This is a genomic window from Bartonella sp. CL266QHHD (genome assembly GCF_042195355.1).
Lineage (GTDB): Bacteria > Pseudomonadota > Alphaproteobacteria > Rhizobiales > Rhizobiaceae > Bartonella.
In genome coordinates this window covers 86,395-106,678 of sequence record NZ_JBHIOD010000018.1, presented here as the reverse complement: position 1 = coordinate 106,678, position 20,284 = coordinate 86,395, and the positions used below count along the sequence as shown (strand labels likewise).

Sequence of the window (20,284 nt, the reverse complement as noted above, 5' to 3'; positions counted from 1 at the left end):
AACCTCATCGTCAACATTTTCGTGAAATATTTCCCTAAGTATTTTATAAAACTTTTAAAAAAACGACCAACTCTTGAACAAAAAAGGTAAAGCACAAAAATATGAATACACAAACGCCCCTCGATGCCCCTTCCGTTGAAGCATGGCAAAACCTTCAAAAAGACATTGCAGCAATATGCCAAGAGCTACAACGCCCTGTAGAAGAAATTGAACTTATCGCTGTTTCAAAAACTGTTTCTGCTATTGATATACGACCCCTTTTGCAAGCAGGCCAATCTTTGTTTGCAGAAAACCGCGTACAAGAAGCAGCACAAAAATGGCCTGCTTTACGTCAACAATTTGAAAATATTAAACTTCATCTCATCGGTCCCCTACAATCAAATAAAACAGCAGAGGCGATCAAACTTTTTGATGTTATTCAAACGGTTGACCGTGAAAAAATAGCCAAAAGCTTAGCTGAAGAAATGGAAAAACAAAAAAGGCATCTTCCTTGCTATGTTCAGGTTAACATTGGCTTAGAACCGCAAAAAAGTGGTATCGCACCACAAGAAGCTACATCTTTTGTCAACCAATGCAAAAACAACTATGGACTTGATATCATCGGACTTATGGGCATTCCCCCTGTCGATGAAAACCCCGGACCCTATTTCGCACTGTTAGCAAAATTAGCAAAACAAGCAGGTCTTCCAAAGCTTTCCATGGGCATGTCCAGTGACTTCAAAACCGCTCTACAGTTTGGCTCTAACGTCCTTCGCATTGGCTCTGCTTTATTTGGAAAACGCCCTGTGTAAAGCAATTTCCCCTTCATATAAATTCCCATTGAAAATTCTACGAACAAGCCAAAAACAGCAGAAATGAGAAAAATATTTCCTTCAATATCAATAAAAGAGCAATTCTAGCCAAAAAGATTCCAGTCCCTCTTTCATCCTGTTAGCAAAATAAGCAAAAAAGCTGGTCTTCTCAAATTTCTCACCGGCACATCCACAACACGTACAATAGCTTCAAGATAGCATTGCAATTTGGCTCTCATATTCTCGCATATTGGCTCTACTTTACTCCCCTCTGAACGCCTCTCCAGCAAAAGCAACATAAAAAATAAATCCTTATATAAAGGCAAAATGGTAAAAATGGCGTTGAGCATGAATGAAAAAACTGTCGCGAAATAAATAATTACAAAAGAATATTGAATAAGATCATCGCAATGATTTCCATTGAAAATCATGAATTCTCTTAACTTCTCCAACACGCGTAAACAATTTCCCCACATGCCAATGGCATAAAGCAGACAAAAAGAGGCTTATGGTTACATAATACAGTAACAAAACTCTTTCATGTAAGTCACTTGAGCAAAATAAACATCTTAAATGCTCAATAGAGCACCAAGAACCGCACTAAACAACATGATAGCAATCTATAAGGTCCAACGATAGTATAGAGCCTTTCTATGCTCTACAAAGCGTAAATACAGTCAATATCTGCTTGAAAAATAAAAGAACGAATCCCACGCATGTAGGCATAACACATACACACAAAACAATGGCAATGAGACCGATTTCAATAACGATATTTCTTTATCATTATTCCTTTGTCGATCTCGTAAACAAAGAGAAAAACTTCAACTTTTCATATGCGCAATTTTTCTGATTTTAAACTTTAATTAAGGAAAAACAGGGGATATTTCTTATATTTTAAAATATTTCAAATAATATTATTATCTTCTTAAGAAGAAGTTTCATATATACATAATATATATATTATTCATACAGTGTTTTTATTGTTATTTTTAAAGTTTATCTTTGACATTTTTCTAAAAATACATGATAGCCATTTGAAATGTATCATTATGATACTACTTTTAATGTAGATAATTAAGGAGAATTAATATTTTTGGTTCATGCAGCACATTCGGTCATATAGCGACAAAGCCTTCTTTTGGTCATTCGCACAATTCAAGACCTACTCATGGAAATGCATGCAGTCCTAATGCTTTTCTTTCTCACATGAATGCACAAGGTTTTGACTATGCAGTTGCAGGAGGGATAACCGGAGCAGCATTGGGAGCTGCAACTGGTCCAGGTGCACTTATGGGTGGACTTACTGGTGCCACGACTGGTTTCTTCGGAGGTTTTGGTTTAAGGTTCGTACAGAAAGTTCATGAGTGTTGGTTCTAATTTTTAGAGAGCAACTATAAAGATATCTCTGAAGTTAATAATTTGTAATTATATTATAATTTGGATTGCGTGATGACAGATCTTATCTCTAAAATTATTGAAACGCTTATAGCAACATTTTTTTTTGGTTTAATATATCTTTTTTATTATAAGTTTATTTATTATAGTTGGAAAGATTCTCTAAAAAAATCATTATTAATAAGCTCAATATTCTTTCTTGTTAGTCTTTTATTTAACTATATTGGTTTATATCAAATTTTGAGAAATATTTTATAATAGACATTTTTAAAATGTCTTAGTGTGTTTATAAAAAGCTCTATACCGCAATAGGTTTTGCTATATTTGAGTATCCTAAAAACATAGAATACCCTCTTTAATATCATCACATCAGATTTAAAAATTGACTATTCTAATCTTTGTCATTTAGTCTAACCTCACAATGAAAAGCTTTTGGGAAAACTCTGCCACAAATATAACCATACAAAAATACAGAGGCAGATTTTCAAAACAATAAATTAAAAGAGGGAAACATGACTGAAAAAATCTATCCAGTATCAGAAGAGATCAAAAAAAATACTTTACTCGATGAGGAAACTTATCAACAGTGGTATCGAGAAAGCATCGATGATCCAGAAAGCTTCTGGGCAAAACATGGTCAACGCATTGAATGGTTTAAACCTTTTACAAAAGTAAAAAACACTTCTTTTAACGGAGATGTCTCCATTCAATGGTACGAAGATGGGATAACAAATGTTGCCTATAATTGCATTGATCGCCACCTGAAAACCCATGGAGACAAAATCGCACTCATTTGGGAAGGAGATAATCCTTACCATGATAAAAAAATAACCTATAACGAGCTTTATGAACATGTTTGTCGTTTTGCTAATCTTTTGAAAAGTCGTGGCATTAAGAAAGGCGATAAAGTAACCATTTATCTTCCTATGATTCCCGAAGCAGCCTATGCCATGCTTGCTTGTGCTCGCATTGGTGCTATTCATTCGGTTATTTTTGCTGGCTTTTCTGCTGAGGCAATAGCAGGACGCCTTGTCGATTGTGAATCAACCTTCATTATTACCGCTGATCAAGGCTTGCGTGGCAGCAAACGGATCAACTTAAAAGACAATGTTGATCATGCTATTGAGATAGCAGCGCGCCAAAACGTGCATGTGGACCAAGTCATGGTTATACGGCGAACTTGTGGACCCATTCAATGGGTAGAGGGGCGTGATTTTTGGTACCACGAAGAGATAGCTCATGCCAAAACAGCTTGTCCACCAGAACCAATGAATGCTGAAGATCCACTTTTTATTCTTTATACTTCAGGCTCCACCGGCAAACCCAAAGGTGTTTTGCATACCACAGCGGGCTATCTTGTTTTCGCCTCGATGACTCACCAATATGTTTTTGATTACCACCCCAATGAAGTTTACTGGTGCACAGCTGATATTGGGTGGATTACCGGTCATTCCTACTTGGTTTATGGACCTTTATGCAATGGTGCGACCACTTTAATGTTTGAAGGCACACCAACCTTTCCTGACAAAGGCAGATTCTGGGAAATTGTCGACAAACACCAAGTCAATACGCTCTATACAGCACCAACAGCTATCCGCGCCTTAATGGGAGCAGGAAATTCGTTTGTTGAACACTCAAACAGAACATCGTTGCGTCTCTTAGGCACGGTAGGAGAACCGATTAATCCAGAAGCATGGGAATGGTTTTATCATACAGTTGGAAATGACCGTTGTCCGATTCTCGATACATGGTGGCAAACGGAAACAGGAGGGCATATGATCACGCCCTTGCCCGGTGCAACACCCCTCAAAGCAGGATCGGCCACACGTCCTTTTTTTGGTGTTCAACCCCAAATTGTTGATGCCCAAGGCAATGTTTTAGAAGGTGAAGCAGAAGGCAATCTTTGTATCAGTGATTCATGGCCCGGACAAATGCGCACACTTTATAAGGATCATGAACGCTTTATTCAAACTTATTTTTCCTCCTATAAAGGAAAATATTTTTCAGGCGATAGCTGTAGGCGCGATAGCGACGGTTATTATTGGATCACAGGACGAGTTGATGACATTCTCAATGTCTCGGGGCACAGGTTAGGAACTGCTGAAATTGAATCAGCTCTTGTTTCTCATCCCGCTGTATCAGAAGCAGCTATTGTGGGTTACCCGCATCCCATTAAAGGACAAGGAATTTATAGTTTTGTGACTCTCATGGAAGGAACAGCGCCAAGTGAAGAATTGCAAAAAGACCTTATCAAGCATGTGAGACAAGAAATAGGCTCTATTGCCATATTGGATAAAATTCAGTTTGCTCCGCAGCTTCCCAAAACACGATCAGGGAAAATTATGAGACGTATTTTACGAAAAATCGCTGAAAACGATTTTGATACTCTCGGAGATATTTCAACCCTTGCCGAACCACAAGTTGTTGAAGATCTGATTGCCAACCGACAAAACTAAAAAACACGACGCAATACAACATACGGTGGTTTTTGTTTTTTTTTGCTAAAATTATCTCAGCATTATTACGAAAACCACCAAGGAGAATAAAAAACAAAACAATGCATGAGAAGCTCAATCATTCTAACAACAAACGCTTTTTTTCATAACAGGTAAGAAATAATTTAAGCAAAAACCTCAAGATTGGGATGCGAACAAGAATAAGAAAGTAAGATAAAAAGAGCAACATAGCTTTTTAAAATCACCCAATGTCCACTCAATGCAAAAAAAGCCTCTGAGTAAGAAGGAAAAATAGTTCTGATGTTTATGCTAGAATCCCTTTGAAATTCCTGCTAAAATCATAAATAAAGCTAAAAAAAGAAAGTATAAGTGATAATATTCTTGAGCAAAAATATTTATCTATAACGAGGGTGTATAAAAAATATTGAAAACCATGAAATCTAAAATAAACAAGCTTACAACAAAAATCTAAAGCAATGAAAGTAAGAGTTTTTAGAATAAATGATGCAATATAAAATCAGGAGTAATAATAAAAAGTGATTCATTTTGAAAATGTCGGCCTACGCTATGGAATGGGCCCTGAGGTCCTTCGTGATATTAGCTTTCATATTCCTCCTGGATCATTTCAATTTCTCACAGGTGCCTCTGGAGCAGGGAAAACGTCGCTGATGCGTCTTATGTTTTTGGCACTCAAACCCACCCGCGGTCATATTGATCTCTTTGGAACAGACACAGCATTACTCAAACGACAAGAGCTCCCTGCGCTGCGACAACGTATCGGTGTGGTTTTTCAAGATTTTCGTTTACTCGACCACATGACCACTTATGAAAATGTCTCCTTACCTTTACGCATTAAAGGACAAGAAGAAGCAACCTATCGCAGTGAAGTGGAAGATCTTCTCTGTTGGGTAGGTCTTGGAGATCATATTCATGTTTTACCACCGGTTCTTTCCGGTGGGGAAAAACAAAGGGTAGCCATTGCACGCGCACTCATTGATCAACCTGAAATTCTACTTGCCGATGAACCCACTGGAAATGTCGATCCGCCCTTGGCAAAACGCCTCCTCCGTTTGTTTATTGAATTAAACCGTTTTGGAACGGCTGTTATCATTGCCACCCATGATATTGCCTTAATGGAACAAGTTGCAGCACGGCGTATGCTTCTCCATAACGGACGGATGACGATTCATGAATAAGTCTTTCCCCATTTTTACAAGCAATAAAAAAAATACAACAGCGATTATTCCCAGTGGTAATATTTCTGGAAAAGCATTGGTTGCCGTAATTGCTATTATGACATTTCTTTCAAGCCTCACCTTAATCGGTGTTGATTTAGTCCAACATGCTGCCCAAAATTGGAGTAATCAGATTAGCTATGAAGCAACAATACAAATACGCCCCATTGACAATGTTGATATCAACAAAGCACTCCGTGATGCCGTACAATTGGTTAAAACATTTTCTGGTGTACAAGATGCAAAAATTGTTGACCAAAAAGCTACAGAAAAGTTACTGGAGCCATGGCTTGGAACAGGCTTCAATGTCAATGAACTACCCCTTCCCCGCCTCATCATTGTGACCCTGAATGGGGATGAAAAAATCAATTTTGCAGCCATTAATCACGCCATTAAAACCCAAATTCCAGGAGGTCAATTTGATGATCACCGTGTTTGGGTTCATCGTTTTGCGACCATGGCACACACCACTGTTTTCATTGGTTTTTCAATTTTAGCATTGGTTCTAGGTTCTCTTATCCTCACCATCATTTTTGCCACTCGCAATGCATTGGCAGAAAATACACATATTATCAATGTCTTATATTTCCTTGGTACTGAAACTCTTTTCATTGCTCGCCAATTTGACTGGCATTTTTTTAAAACCGCGCTGCGTGGTGCTTTATATGGTGGTCTTACAAGCATATTTCTGTTTTCAGCCTTTTGTCTCTGGACGAATTATAACTTGGGAAGAGTGGAAGCTAGCCAAATAACAGCTTTGTTTGGACATCTTTCCATAAGTTCCATCCCCTACGGAAAAATCATTTTTCTTATTATTTTCGTTTCTTTTCTTACCACCCTTACAAACCGCATGACTATTTTAACACAACTGAAAAAAATCGATCAATGTGAAAACGGTTTATTTTAATTTTATGACTCACAACACTTACAACTCATTGACGCAAAACAATTTAGAACGTCCTCTTCCAAAACGGCTCCACTATAGTTGGTCTCCCCGCTTTTTATTTCGCTATTTTCCACCGACAACCCTTACTCTTTCAATCATTGTTTTCATTTTCTGGAGCGGTTTTATTATTTTTTCTGAAAAAACTGAACGACTTTCTCCCCCACAGCCTCTCCCCAAAGCTGATGCCATCATTGTGCTGACAGGCGGAGAAAACCGAATAGAGACAGGACTTAATCTCTTACAAAGGGGGCTTGGTTCACGTCTCCTCATCAGTGGTGTAAATACCACAACCAACCTGAAAAGTCTCATGCATAACATGCATATTACCCGACGGCTTATCTCCTGTTGTATTGACATCGGGCATCAAGCGATTAACACCAGAGGAAATGCTAAAGAAAGCGCCGATTGGATCAAAAAACACCACTATAAAACCCTTTATATCGTCACCCATGATTACCATGTGTGGCGCTCGATGCGAGAACTTAAATATTTAATGCCTGATATCCATTTCATTGCCTATCCTGTTAAAAAGCACAATGCTGAAAGCGCAATACAACAGATCAATCAAATCCGCATTCTTATATTCCAATATATTAAAACGCTCCAAGTCTATATCAGAACCGCATTCTAATCTTTATCCTTCTGACTTTTTAAAAACCTTGCCATCTTCTGACCTCTTCATACCTTTCTCTCATACTCTTCCACAAGAGGTTGCTTCTATAAAAGCTCGACAGAGCTACCTTCATACAACACAGAACACCCCACAATACATGTATCACTGTATTGCACATTCTCACCCAAAACATCTCTTACATCCCAAACATATCTCACAGCACGGGATCTGTACATACCATCTCAATATATAAGCTCTTGTAAATAGAGCCCCCATACAACTATAAGATCTTCAGACTTGTTATAGAGATCTATTTATACCACCGTCTTTACGCTTCATAAAAATGCAAACCGCCCCACCCTATATTTTGCCGCCCCCAAGTATTACGATAGCTCAAGCCTCTTGGGATGATTGGTAAGAGGCATGCATTACGCCTTTCTTAAACACGAACATACCAACCTCGTATGACATGCAAAAAAATACTTTTAATAGATTTAAAATAAGAAAATTTATAATAATTAGATTTCTCATTCAACAGAGAGAATGTTAAACTATCATTATAAGTCAATATATTAGTAACAATCTCTTATTCTAAAAAGCATCTTCTTAAGAGCATTTTAGATCACAGATAGGAATAAGCTAAAAACGCACACCGCTACGAATACCTCACGTTTTTTATCGCAATCTTTTTTGAAATCATTTTGCTCTCTAAGATCACTTTTTGTCTGGTTTCCTCCCCAAAAAAGAACGAAAATTTGTAAACTCTATTGATCTGTAAACAATAATAACTCAGCTTCTTGTCTAACGCGTTCCACCTGCTCACTTCAATATCAGAACACCTCAAAAGACAGATTTCATAAGAATTGTGATTTCCTCTCAACATCTCAAAGGACGATGATTCCTATCAGCAACGATTTGTAAACAGTTCACTTTCTCTGGACAGGTTCCTCTCAGCTTCCCCATTTATATGGTTTACTCACATAAAGCTCGACAAGAAAACCCCTGCCTGAGAATATTCATCACTGCCGCTAAAGCTCATGCGTCATAATTTTAGTGACCTCACTGCCTAAGGTGCTTTATTACATACAACATATTGATTTATAATGAAATTTTATTACGCTACAACTTGAATGAGAGCTCTCAATATCATCAGATTCTCTCATTTCAAATCTGTTTATGTTGAATCAACTAAAACCACTTACTTGCACATCACAAGCGGGATGAGTGTGTGGATAAAAACTGTACAAGAAATGACTAAAAATGGCTCTTATGAACCGTCTTAATGCAAGGTCTATCGCAACACCCACGAGCTGGCAAATATAATGATGGTGCCGGCTTGTTACTTCATAAGCGTAAAGATGGAGGTGCTCAATGGATTTACCGTTGTACCATTCACGAGCGCCGTCGTGAAATGGGATTGGGTGCCTTAAGAGATGTCTCTTTAAAACAAGCCCGTGAATGTGCAAACCAATGGCGCCCTGTATCGGACTTGTAGCAGGAGGAAGAATAACCACCATACCAACTAGACATACCATTGCTCATCACTAGCGCCATTATGTTCTTTAGCAGCATAACTGCAGCTTGGTATTACGATGTTCTCTTACTTCACCTCACACCTGCTGAATATGAGCTTATTCTTTTTCAATAAATGAAAGCCCTTTTCATTCATACATCATTCAAAATAAGAAGCTATCCGCCTCTCAAACTTTTTGTCTTCCTCACCAAAACCATTAAATCAAACCTGCATTTCACGGTATTAGTTCTTAAGATCACGCCCCCCTACCGAGTATCTGACGGCATCCTTACCCTAGAAACTCAAATGGCTTGTTTATCCTTCAGCTCCAAAATCATGAGATAAGGCAGAAAAAAGCGATGCCTTAAACAAAATATTCTAAAGAAAGCTAAGTTACTCGCATAAAGGAACAGAAAATGGCTGTGTCTTAGGTCACATTTTAAAACTTGAGCACGATCATAATTTATTTGCATAAACCTAAACACCTATAATTTGCACCACCCTCTGCAAAACCAAAAGTGAGAAATACTCATAACCTCTTTTCCGAAAATCTTAAAAATACTAAACGAAACCTCTTAAACTTCTCAGCTATCTCGATACCAGTTCATTTTTTTGGAAGAATGGAGGTTTAAGCTGTTTTTGGCATCAACCTTCTTTTTTGTTCTTTTGTTTGTTAGCAGATATACTATTCACTTCCCCGCCTCTTTTTAAATTAAATCTTAAGAACCGTCGCGCAATCTATTTCATTTGTTCTCCTCTTCATATCTCAGAAGACGAAGATTTTTAACAAAATTCAGTCTGCAAGCAATCTCATTCTAACGGGTTCCATTTAACTTCTCCTTAATAGGATTTACTTCCATAAGACTCGACAAGAAAGATTTAAAAATATTCATTATGCATTCTCAAAACATTCAATGCCTCAAGAAGGCTTATATGCCTATCATATCTCACATGATGTGGTGCGCTATAAGAAACGTTCACCTCTAGTGGTACGCTCCACTTAATAAACAAAGCGTTTTCTAAAATAGAGCAGCAAATAATGCTAAACTTTTCCCATTCATGTTTCGCTTCATAAACGCCTCATCCAAGTGGAAAGCATCACGAACAAACATGACCCAATTGATAAAGCTTAATCGCGTGAAAGAGCGACAACAGGGTCAAGCCGTGAAGCTTGCCGCGCTGGAGAAAAGCCAAAACATATTCCAATGAGTGTTGAAAAAGTAAGAGACATAATGATCGATTCAATAGTATAAACCAAATGGATAGGCGCCTTAAACAGAAGAAATAAGCCACCGATAGAAAGCCCAAGCAAGATCCCCAAACCACCACCAATCACACAAACCAAAATCGCTTCAATGAGAAATTGCTGTAAAATATCACTTTGCCGTGCACCAACTGCCATACGCACGCCGATTTCATTGATCCGCTCAGAAACAGTGACCAACATAATATTCATCACCCCAATACCCCCCACAATCAGGGAAATAGCTGCAATTGAAGAAATTAAAAGTGTTAAAATATTTGTACTCTCCATAACACGTTCACGGAAGAATTCAGAATTTCTAATGAAAAAGTCCTCCCCGCCATGCCGCATAATGAGAAAACGTTTTATCATGGTCTCCGCTAAATGTGAATCAATATCATCAGCAATTCTAACAGTAATTGCACGAACTTCTGTTGTGCCAAGAAAACGTGTCTGCACTGTTGTATAGGGCAAATAAAGCTGTAACGTATTTGATGTATCTCCACTTGCATTATTTTGCGAATCAACAACACCAATAATACGCGCTGGAACATTCCCCACATGCACCACCTTTCCAAGGGGGCTTTCATAGCTATGGGGAAAAAGAACAGACAATGCTTCTTTCTCGATCACGAGATCAACCGCCCGATCATGGACACTTTTTTGATCAAAAAACTGTCCTTTGAAAACTTTGAGCCCCTGTGTCTGAAAAAATTGTTCTCCCACCCCCGCAATGACGGCATTGACTTCAACTGCACCAAAACGCACTTTCGAGCTTGCTGAAATCTGTGGTGTTACACCAGAAACATAAGGTAATCCAGACAAGGCTTCTGCATCAGCTTCAACCAAACTGGTTATTTTTTCTGCTTGTGGATCAGAAAAACTTTTACCAGGAAAAATGGTTAATGTATTAGTACCCAAACTTTTAAAATTTTCCAGAATTTTCTCTCGTGTACCATTCCCTAAAGCCACCATAGCAATAATCGCCCCAATACCGATAATCACCCCAAGCATTGTTAGAAAAGTCCGCATACGATGTGCATTCATTGCCAACAGAGCCATCACAAACGCCTCACGGAATCGCTCAAAAAAAGAACGAAAAAAGCCCAGTTTTTGTTGGCCTTTTAGATTTTGTTGTTCCTGAAGAGATTTTCTACCAACTTTTGTTTTTGCAACCCTTGACCGCTTATCAGCAATAATTTCCCCATCACTGATTTCGATAATACGCTCTGCTCTTTCAGCCACCTGCATATCATGGGTTACAATGATAATAGTACGCCCTTCTTGATGAAGTTCATCCAAAATATGCAATACTTCTTGCCCACTCTTTTTGTCCAATGCACCAGTTGGTTCATCTGCAAGAATGACCTCCGCATTATTCATGAGCGCCCGAGCAATAGAAACACGTTGTTGCTGACCACCGGAAAGCTGATTTGGACGATGATTTATCCGATCACCCATGCCCAAACGCGTTAAAAGATCCTGTGCACGCTTTTTTCTTGCTTCCACGGCACATCCCGCATAAATAGCCGGAATTTCAACATTACCAAGAGCTGTCAATTCATTCAACAAATGGTAGCGCTGAAAAATAAAACCAAAATGATTACGTCGTAAAGCCGACAATTCATCCGCAGAAAGAGAAGCTGTTTCTTTACCAGAGATCCAATAACGGCCAGAAGTTGGACGATCAAGACAGCCTAAAATATTCATCAAGGTAGATTTACCTGAACCGGAAGCACCTACAATTGCCACCATTTCACCACGTTTAATGGTAAGATTGATGTTTTTCAAAACGGTAACAAACGTTTCGCCCGCAGGAAATTTGCGCACAATATTTTCCAAGACGAAGACAGCATCTGCTTGATTTGTGCTCATGCTTTAACTCTCGTCTTCGCTATGCATGTTAGAAGACTCTGGCATCACTCCATCAGACGAACTGGTGATGACGACATCACCCTCGTTAAGTCCTGAAATAATCTCTGCCATAACCTTATTATTCAACCCAACACTCACCTGTTTAGTAACCACCTTATTTTCCCCCACCAAAACAGAAACCCATGCTTTACGCTCTCTTGTCTCATCGCGTAAAGCATCACTTGGAACCAACAAGACATTCTGCGCACGCCCTAAGATAATATGAACTTGAGCAGTCATATAGGTTCGCAAAAAATTGTCCGCATTATCAACATGTAGAATTCCATTGTAATAGATAGCCGATGATATTAAAGCACTAGAACCACTCACCATACCAGGATTAATACTCACATCAGCACGAATTGCTTCAGGAGCCGGCTCTACTTTTTCTAAAACGCCTTCATAACGACGCTGTGAATTACCTAAAACTGTAAAATAAAGTGGTTGTCCAGCTCGGACTTTAAGAATATCTGCTTCTGAGATTTGCGCCTTGATCGTCATCTTTGATAAATCACCCAAAATAACAATTGTTGGCGCCGACTGAACCGCATTCACATTCTGCCCTTCTTCCACAACTGTTGCCAAAACCGTTCCCGCTGAAGGGGCAGTGATGCGTGTATAACCTAAATTAACCTCTGCACTCTCCACATCAATTTGTGCTTGCACAATCTGCTGACGAAGTTGTTCAATTTGCGCCTCGCGTATTTTCACCTGTGTCGCAGCCTCATCGAGGTTCGCCCGTGAAATCGCACGTGTTTCGATCATTTTTTTCTGACGCTCTAAATTTTTCTGTGCAAGAGAAAGATAGGCTTCTTGTTCTACCAAATTCGCATAATAATGCGATAATGCTGCTTTTTTTCTTTTTAAATCATTTTCCTGATCTGTAGGATCAATTTCTGCCAAGAGATCGCCTTCTTTCACAACACTCCCAGGGGAAACACGCATTGACACCACACGCCCTGTTGCACGCGCACCAACAGCCACCAACCGGTAAGGACGTACAAGACCAGAAGCTAAAACACTTTCCTCAATATCCCCACGCTTCACCACCGTTGTTATATAAGTTGGAGTAGATGTTCCAAAAAAAACAGAACGTAACCATAACAACAAGAGAATGAGAAATATAGCAGTTAAAAAGAAGGAAAGTTTTTTATGTTTTGTAATGAAATTTTTGAGTAAGTTTTTTTTCATTTCCCTACCTTTGCACGCGAACGAGGTGCATTATCAACGACTTCTGGACGCGATACATCAACAACGCCATCCCAGCCTCCCCCCAATGCTTTCATCAACGTGATATATTGCGTAACCAAAGAAACACGACTATCTTTAAGCGCCATTTGTGCAGAATAATAAGAGCGATCAGCATTTAACAATTCAAGAAAACTAGTATTTCCATTCTCAAAAAGGCTCCGTGAAAGTTTTAAGGAATGAAGAGAAGCTTTATTCGCAACGATTAGCTTTTCTAAGCGTTGATGTTCCTTCGTTAATCTTACAAGCGCATTTTCTACATCTTCTAAAGCTTCCAACACAGCAGCTCGATAAGTAATAAAAGCTTGATCACGCTGCGCGCGCGCTACCGCAATAGAAGCCTCGACCTGACCTCCATTAAAAAGAGGAAAACGAAGACCAGGTCCAAAAGACCAGCCAATCGTTGAATTTTTCCATAATTGATCAATTGCCGTTGCTGCTGTTGAAATATTACCTGTTAAAGTAAGTGATGGATAACGATCTGCTTCACGTTGACCAATCCGTGCTGTCGCTTGCGCATATTGACGCTCTGCCCGTCGTAAATCCGGACGTGTTAACAAAATATCAGCTGGAATTCCTGCTGGTATCGGCCAGCGTGGTTGTGGAATCTTTGCATGCTTAGCATTTTTTTGTAAAAGATCCTTCAATGCCGTAGGCACACGACCAGTTAAGACAGAGAGGCGATGAACGCTCATTGCTACATTCGCTTCCATCTGTGATATATCTGCCTCTGTATTTGCCATCTGCGCTTGCGCATTTGAAACATCAAGCTCAGAAACATCACCAGCTGTTAATCTAGCGCGCATCAGTTCATAAGTTTTACGTTGTGAGACAGCAATTTGCCGCACAATAAACAACTTTTGTTGCCAACCACGCATTTGCACATAATTTGTTGCCACATCTCCTAGTAATGTCACCATGGTAGCACGCATATCTTCCACAGCCGCATCAAGGCCATAACGCGCTGCTTCAACCGCACGTTTATGCCCACCAAAAAAATCCAGCTCCCAGCTTGCATCAAAACCACTACTATACTGGTTTAACAATGCATCAGACTGTCCAGAACGACTACGGGTTCCTGAAATTGAATTGGACACATTTGGCAAAAGAGTTCCCACAACCTGCCCTAAACCTGCACGCGCCTCACGTACCCGAGCTTTGGCAACAGCAACATTATTATTTCCAGAAATAGCATAATCCATTAACGCATCTAGAACAGGGTCATTCAAATGCCGCCACCATCCGGCAAGCGCAACGGACTGCCCTGCAGTCTGTGCAGATTTTTCTCCCCAAACTGCTGGAACACGAAAAGATGTTTTCTGGTAATTAGGACCAACCATACATCCTGACAAAAGCAAACACAACAAGACACTAGAAAATAATCCACGAGAAGCGCCCCATTTGAGATTTCTGATATACATCCAGTCTCCCGCATTCTTTCAGAATCATTATTGAATATTAATACTTTATTTACCTCTTATTTCAAACTTGACGTGAAAAATCAAATACAGTTTGCACAGGAATATGATCTGAAGGACGTTCCCATCCGCGCGCATCACGAAAAATAGAAAGATCTACAACAAAAGGTGCTAAATCTTGAGAAGACCAAACATGATCAAGCCGCCGCCCATAATCGGTAAATGCCCAATCGCGAGCACGATAACTCCACCATGTATAAAGCTTGGTAGGAACAGGAATATGCAACCGCATCAGATCAACCCATCCACCTTGACAACACAAATCCTGTAAACGCTCGGTTTCAATGGGAGTATGGCTTACAACCTTCAACAATTGCTGATGAGACCAAACATCCTCTGCCAAAGGAGCAATATTTAAATCTCCCACCAAAAGAGAAGAAAGACCATCGCCGTGATCCGCACGAATGGAAGACATTTCTTCTAAAAAATCAAGCTTATGACGAAATTTTTCATTCACATCAGCATCAGGGATATCTCCCCCAGCAGGAACATAAAAATTATGAATCCGCAAGCTTCTCCCATGGGCTTCCACAATAACTGAGATATACCGGCAATCTTGGTTTTGACAAAAAAAACGTTTTTCTACCTTTTTAAAAGGCAAACGAGAAACAATAGCCACCCCGTTATAAGATTTTTGTCCACTCAATGCGATATGCTTATAACCCGCTGCTTCAAAAGCCTCCACTGGAAATAAAGCATCTGGACATTTTGTTTCCTGTAGACACAAAACATCTGCGGAAAAGAGTTCCAAATACTGAAAAACCTGTGCAAGACGCAAACGAATAGAATTAATATTCCAAGTCGCAATACGAAAGAACATTTGTTTTAATCCAAATAACGTAACACTCTTTCTTCATTTCTTCGAAGGAAGCGTGAACATCCCATTAGCGAACCGGACGTCTGTCCGCACATTCATAACCTGCACAGTAGTTTCCAAATTTTGTTGGTCAACAATTGTCCACTGCCGCAAAGCAGAGCCTTTAGAATCAAAAACCATCCTTATTTGCCCTGCCCCAATCGTTTTATCACGCAGAACAATCGTCACAGCCCCTGGATCTTCGCGAAATGCCAACAAGCGCCCAGAAGATACATCAATTTTATCATCCAACAAAAACTTCATTGGCGTTTGCGAAAGTTGTGAAAAGTTCCAAGTATTCAAAGCCCGATTGTTAATACCCACAAATTGGCCATCTGCAATAATTTGTAAAGGCATTTTTTTGTAAATGAAACGAATTTTCCCTGGACGCTCTAAATAAAATGTCCCCTGAGACATTTTTCCCTTTGGACTAAACTGAATAAAATCACCTGTCATTGTTTTGATTGCCGCAAAGTGATTCACAACATTTTGCGCCTTTATCACTTTATTAGATACTTGCGAAAAAACAGGAAAAGTTAAACACCAAAAGATAATAATTCCCACCAACCCAAAGATTCTTCTTTGCGGTAAAAAAGACGTTTTCATAAAAAAAGCTCCCAAGCAATACTTAATTAACTTTATAATTCATAACTTAAGTGATCAACGACGAATAAATACCTATCTTTATAAGATAAAGATATTGTTTGAAAAAAATATCAAAAGATTTTCAAAAGTATTCTTCTTCGACAGTCTCCAAAACTTTTTGCTTACCCATATCATTTACTGGACTAATGATGCCTTCTTCTTCCATCCTTTCAATCAATGTTGTAGCACAGTTATAACCAATGCCTAAACGACATTGAATATAAGAAGTCGAAGCCTTACGATCACGAAGCACAATAGCAACAGCTTGACAATAGGAATCATCTGCTAAAGAAACATCCTTCCTTTATTTCTTGCGATCTCTTTCGGTATCGTTTCCAAATAACCAGTCTGCGTTTATGTTTCCGAAATCATCAAATTTTCCTGCTTTTCTGCTGATTTTCTAAACGCATAATATATTCTTTCCCACCCCTAATCTATGAAGCAACATAAATTATAGTCAATACATAATGGATTAAGGACTAAACATATTACTCGCGAACCTGAAAGCTCTTTTAAGTGTCAAAAATGCTTTTTTGACTTCCTTCCCACCCAAAAGAATAAAAATCTTCATCCGAACCACTCTGTAAACAGTTTGGAGTTTAGCAAATTTCACTTAGCTTCCCACCCCATATAATTCATTTATATTAAGACTCGACAGATCAGCCTTGCCCTAAATATTTAGAGCGCACTTAAAAAGACACTTAAATACCAAACCTTACATGCTTTTACCCCCTCTACACTCGCAATGACATTATTTTATACCAAGATATTGATTTATAATAATTTATCTTTTTAACTTAAATCATAACGCCAAAGACAATAAGATTCTCTCATCACATACTCTCTCATATTGAATCAATTCAAATCATTTGCTTGCACGTTACAAGCAAGGTTGGTGTATGGATAAAAGTTATATAAGATAAAGAATCCCCTTATAAGGAGTCTCAAGTACCAAGGAGCTATCGCAAATTGAGAGCTGGTATATGAAAATGCAGACTTTCTACGATACAATAGGATAAACACTTGTTTTACAAGGTATTATAAAAAACAACTATAAATATTTTTCAAAAGCGTTCTTCTTCAGCCGGCACTAAAATTTCTCGTTTCCCTGCGTGATTTGCTGGACTAATAATACCTTCTTCTTCCATCCTCTCAATCAATGTCGCAGCGCGGTTATAACCAATGCCTAAACGGCGTTGAATATAAGAGGTTGAAGCCTTACGATCACGAAGCACAATAGCAACAGCTTGACTATAGGGATCATCTTCTGAAGGAGAAGACAAAGAAACATCAGCACCATCCTCTTCAACTTCTTGCGTAATTGTTTCTAAATAATCAGGTCGTGCTTGCTCTTTGAGATGCGCAACAACCTGCTCCACTTCATCATCCGCAACAAAAGGCCCATGCACACGCTGAATACGTCCTCCTCCCATCATAAAGAGCATATCTCCTTGTCCCAATAATTGCTCGGCCCCCTGTTCGCCTAAAATTGTTCGGCTATCAATTTTTGAACTCACAGAAAAAGAAATACGTGTAGGAAAATTGGCTTTGATCGTCCCAGTAATAACATCGACGGAAGGACGCTGTGTCGCCATAATTACATGGATACCGGCAGCACGTGCCATTTGTGCTAAACGTTGAACCGCTCCTTCAATATCTTTCCCAGCAACCATCATCAAATCAGCCATTTCATCAATAATGACAACAATATAGGGCATAGGACTAAAATCAAGTGTTTCCGTTTCATAAAGAGGCTCACCGGTCTCGCGATCAAATCCAACTTGAATTGTCCGCACCATTGTCTCTCCCTGACTTGCAGCTTCCCTAAGACGTGCATTAAACCCATCAATATTACGAACGCCTAGTTTTGACATTTTACTATAGCGCTCTTCCATTTCACGAACAGCCCACTTTAAAGCAATCACGGCTTTTTTAGGATCTGTCACCACGGGTGTTAATAAATGGGGAATGCCATCATAAACCGAAAGCTCAAGCATTTTCGGGTCCACCATAATGAGACGACATTGTTCAGGTGTCATACGATAAAGCAATGATAAAATCATTGTATTGATAGCAACAGACTTTCCTGATCCTGTTGTACCAGCAACCAAAAGATGGGGCATTTTTGCTAAATCTGCAACAACAGCTTCTCCTCCGATTGTCTTACCCAAAGCAAGTCCTAGCTTTGCTTTGCTGTCAATAAATTCTTGCGCCTGCAACATTTCTCGTAAATAAACCATCTCACGCTTTGCATTAGGCAATTCTATTCCAATAACATTACGTCCTGGAACCACCGCAACACGCGCCGAAATCGCACGCATCGAGCGTGCAATATCATCTGCCAAACCAATGATACGGGAAGACTTAATACCTGCAGCCGGTTCAAATTCATACAAAGTTACTACCGGTCCAGGACAAGCATCTATAATTTTTCCTTTGACCCCAAAATCTAACAAAACCCCTTCAAGTTCCTGAGAATTTGCTCTTAAAACAGCAGGAGAAAGTTTTGCATCCCTAACAGACGGTGGTGGAACCGAAAGATAATCTACAAGAGGAAGAACAAAACCACCATTTGAAGAAGCTGTTAAAGACTTTCGATTTTTAACAGGAGAAACATAGGCTTTATTTTGATTTTTCTCACACTTTACTTTTTCACCCAAAAAAGTTGGCTCAATCCGATCAAATGGCTTTCCTTGCCCTTTACTCTGAAAACGCCTTTTGAAACAGAATAAACGAAAAAAACGCGCTTGTAAAAAATAAAAAAGATGCAAAAGAGCGCCACAAGTTGTCGCAAAAAAACCATGATTTTCACGATCCTCCTCTGCGGCATATTCCGTATCTTCTTCCAACTCAAAGACTGGATTAACGATTTCGTCTTTTGGAATGCTTTTTTCTTTTCTTTTCTTTGTTCGACGCCGCCATATCACATTACCAGCAAAAGCAGCGGTGAAAAAACCTAAAAGAATAAAAACAACACTGAAAAACACCGTGTAAGGAGGAGAAAGAAAAAGAGGAAAGACTGAAGAAGCAACACTTAAAACTTTATCTCCTAAAACCCCTCCCAATCCCATTGGCAATGGCCAATAAGTAAAAGAAGCAACAGGTGACATAAGGGCAAAAGCAATTAAAAAACAAATCGTTGATAGCACCCATAAAAAAAAGCGCAAAGTCAAATTGTAGATATTCTTTTGCGCCAACAAGAGAAAAGACCAAAATAACGGTGGCAACAAAACAGAAAGACTTGCCAAGCCAAAAAACTGCATAATAAAATCTGAAAAAATTGCCCCCATCCACCCCATAAGGTTTGTAACCTCATTTGTACTTGCATGGGTTAAAGATGGATCCGCAACATTCCACGTCGCCAAAGCAAACACACAAAAAATAATAAAGCCCAAAAGCCCAAGCCCAATAAATACCCCTATCTGACGTAAAAACATCTCAATAAGACGCGAACCTTGAGAATTTCGCACTTCTAATGAATCATAAGGAGAAGAACTTCGGTGCATCTATCAATTCCAAATACAAAAATTTCATATTTTAAAGAGTTATAACTCCCTCTCTCTCTTAAAAAAGCATGAAGCTTAAACTCTGTGCCGATTTGTAAACAAATAGCCTGTAAACAATCCGACTTCTTATCTAGCGCGTTCTACCTTCTAACCACTTCATATCATTCATATACCACCACCCTAAGAAACAATCCTTCATAAGGCGCATAAAAAGCTCTCCCTGAGATATTTATCACACGATCAACCAAAAAACACCTCATGTGTAAAGTGTTACATGGGTGCTATAGACACCTTCCTAAACAGAAGATGTTTTTTACGCTACATCATGATAACGGCAAAATATGAATACTGTTTTAACCATCACGAATGACCACAATTTTTTATCTATCATACTAACGAAATGTCCCCCTTCAGGACAGGCATACTGAAGTAACTCACACAA

General features: G+C 39.1%; 12 protein-coding genes and 2 pseudogenes. 7 read left to right on the top strand and 7 right to left on the bottom strand.

Features of this window, described 5'->3' with window-relative positions; genetic code table 11:
- Positions 1-101 precede the first annotated feature (101 nt).
- The 7 genes and pseudogenes from ACFIK7_RS01715 to ACFIK7_RS01685 all read left to right on the top strand — a co-directional run.
- The gene (locus ACFIK7_RS01715) at positions 102-791 is read left to right on the top strand and encodes a YggS family pyridoxal phosphate-dependent enzyme (protein WP_273790520.1); all 690 of its coding nucleotides are present in this window, start codon (positions 102-104) and stop codon (positions 789-791) included.
- Positions 792-2,000: 1,209 nt separating this feature from the next.
- Positions 2,001-2,171 carry a hypothetical protein gene (locus tag ACFIK7_RS01710; RefSeq protein ID WP_273790522.1) on the top strand — a complete coding sequence of 57 codons (171 nt, stop codon included), beginning with the start codon at positions 2,001-2,003 and terminating at the stop codon, positions 2,169-2,171.
- A 530-nt stretch (positions 2,172-2,701) separates the two neighbouring features.
- Positions 2,702-4,645 carry an acetate--CoA ligase gene (gene acs / locus ACFIK7_RS01705; protein ID WP_375662813.1) on the top strand — a complete coding sequence of 648 codons (1,944 nt, stop codon included), beginning with the start codon at positions 2,702-2,704 and terminating at the stop codon, positions 4,643-4,645.
- Positions 4,646-5,181: 536 nt separating this feature from the next.
- Complete coding sequence (gene ftsE / locus ACFIK7_RS01700) at positions 5,182-5,841, top strand: cell division ATP-binding protein FtsE (RefSeq protein ID WP_273723097.1); 660 nt, start codon at positions 5,182-5,184, stop codon at positions 5,839-5,841.
- The gene (locus ACFIK7_RS01695; RefSeq protein ID WP_375630906.1) at positions 5,834-6,787 is read left to right on the top strand and encodes a cell division protein FtsX; all 954 of its coding nucleotides are present in this window, start codon (positions 5,834-5,836) and stop codon (positions 6,785-6,787) included. Before ftsE ends, ACFIK7_RS01695 begins: the two co-directional genes overlap by 8 nt.
- 4 nt (positions 6,788-6,791) lie before the next feature.
- Positions 6,792-7,457 (top strand): YdcF family protein, encoded by a 666-nt coding sequence (locus ACFIK7_RS01690; RefSeq protein WP_375637555.1) that lies wholly within the window; start codon positions 6,792-6,794, stop codon positions 7,455-7,457.
- Between the two features lie 1,242 nt (positions 7,458-8,699).
- Positions 8,700-8,922: pseudogene (locus ACFIK7_RS01685) on the top strand (Arm DNA-binding domain-containing protein); the annotation flags it as partial.
- A 1,159-nt stretch (positions 8,923-10,081) separates the two neighbouring features.
- Here the strand turns inward: ACFIK7_RS01685 and ACFIK7_RS01680 are convergent.
- The 7 genes and pseudogenes from ACFIK7_RS01680 to ACFIK7_RS01650 form a co-directional block, all read right to left on the bottom strand.
- Positions 10,082-12,070, bottom strand: a complete 1,989-nt coding sequence (locus ACFIK7_RS01680; protein ID WP_273790526.1) for a MacB family efflux pump subunit — start codon at positions 12,068-12,070, stop codon at positions 10,082-10,084.
- 3 nt (positions 12,071-12,073) lie between these two features.
- Entirely contained in the window at positions 12,074-13,300 is a 1,227-nt protein-coding gene (locus ACFIK7_RS01675; protein ID WP_375662812.1) for an efflux RND transporter periplasmic adaptor subunit, read from the bottom strand.
- On the bottom strand, positions 13,297-14,778 hold the full coding sequence (locus ACFIK7_RS01670) for an efflux transporter outer membrane subunit (RefSeq protein ID WP_273790528.1): 1,482 nt from the start codon (positions 14,776-14,778) through the stop codon (positions 13,297-13,299). Before ACFIK7_RS01670 ends, ACFIK7_RS01675 begins: the two co-directional genes overlap by 4 nt.
- Before the next feature lie 61 nt (positions 14,779-14,839).
- Positions 14,840-15,655: an exodeoxyribonuclease III gene (locus tag ACFIK7_RS01665; RefSeq protein ID WP_273790529.1), complete on the bottom strand. Its 816-nt coding sequence runs from the start codon at positions 15,653-15,655 to the stop codon at positions 14,840-14,842.
- A gap of 33 nt (positions 15,656-15,688) precedes the next feature.
- The gene (locus tag ACFIK7_RS01660) at positions 15,689-16,297 is read right to left on the bottom strand and encodes an outer-membrane lipoprotein carrier protein LolA (RefSeq protein ID WP_273790530.1); all 609 of its coding nucleotides are present in this window, start codon (positions 16,295-16,297) and stop codon (positions 15,689-15,691) included.
- Positions 16,298-16,418: 121 nt separating this feature from the next.
- Positions 16,419-16,678 (bottom strand): annotated as a pseudogene (locus tag ACFIK7_RS01655) (DNA translocase FtsK); the annotation flags it as partial.
- Between the two features lie 722 nt (positions 16,679-17,400).
- Positions 17,401-19,842 carry a DNA translocase FtsK 4TM domain-containing protein gene (locus ACFIK7_RS01650; protein WP_375643239.1) on the bottom strand — a complete coding sequence of 814 codons (2,442 nt, stop codon included), beginning with the start codon at positions 19,840-19,842 and terminating at the stop codon, positions 17,401-17,403.
- Between the last annotated feature and the right edge of the window lie 442 nt (positions 19,843-20,284).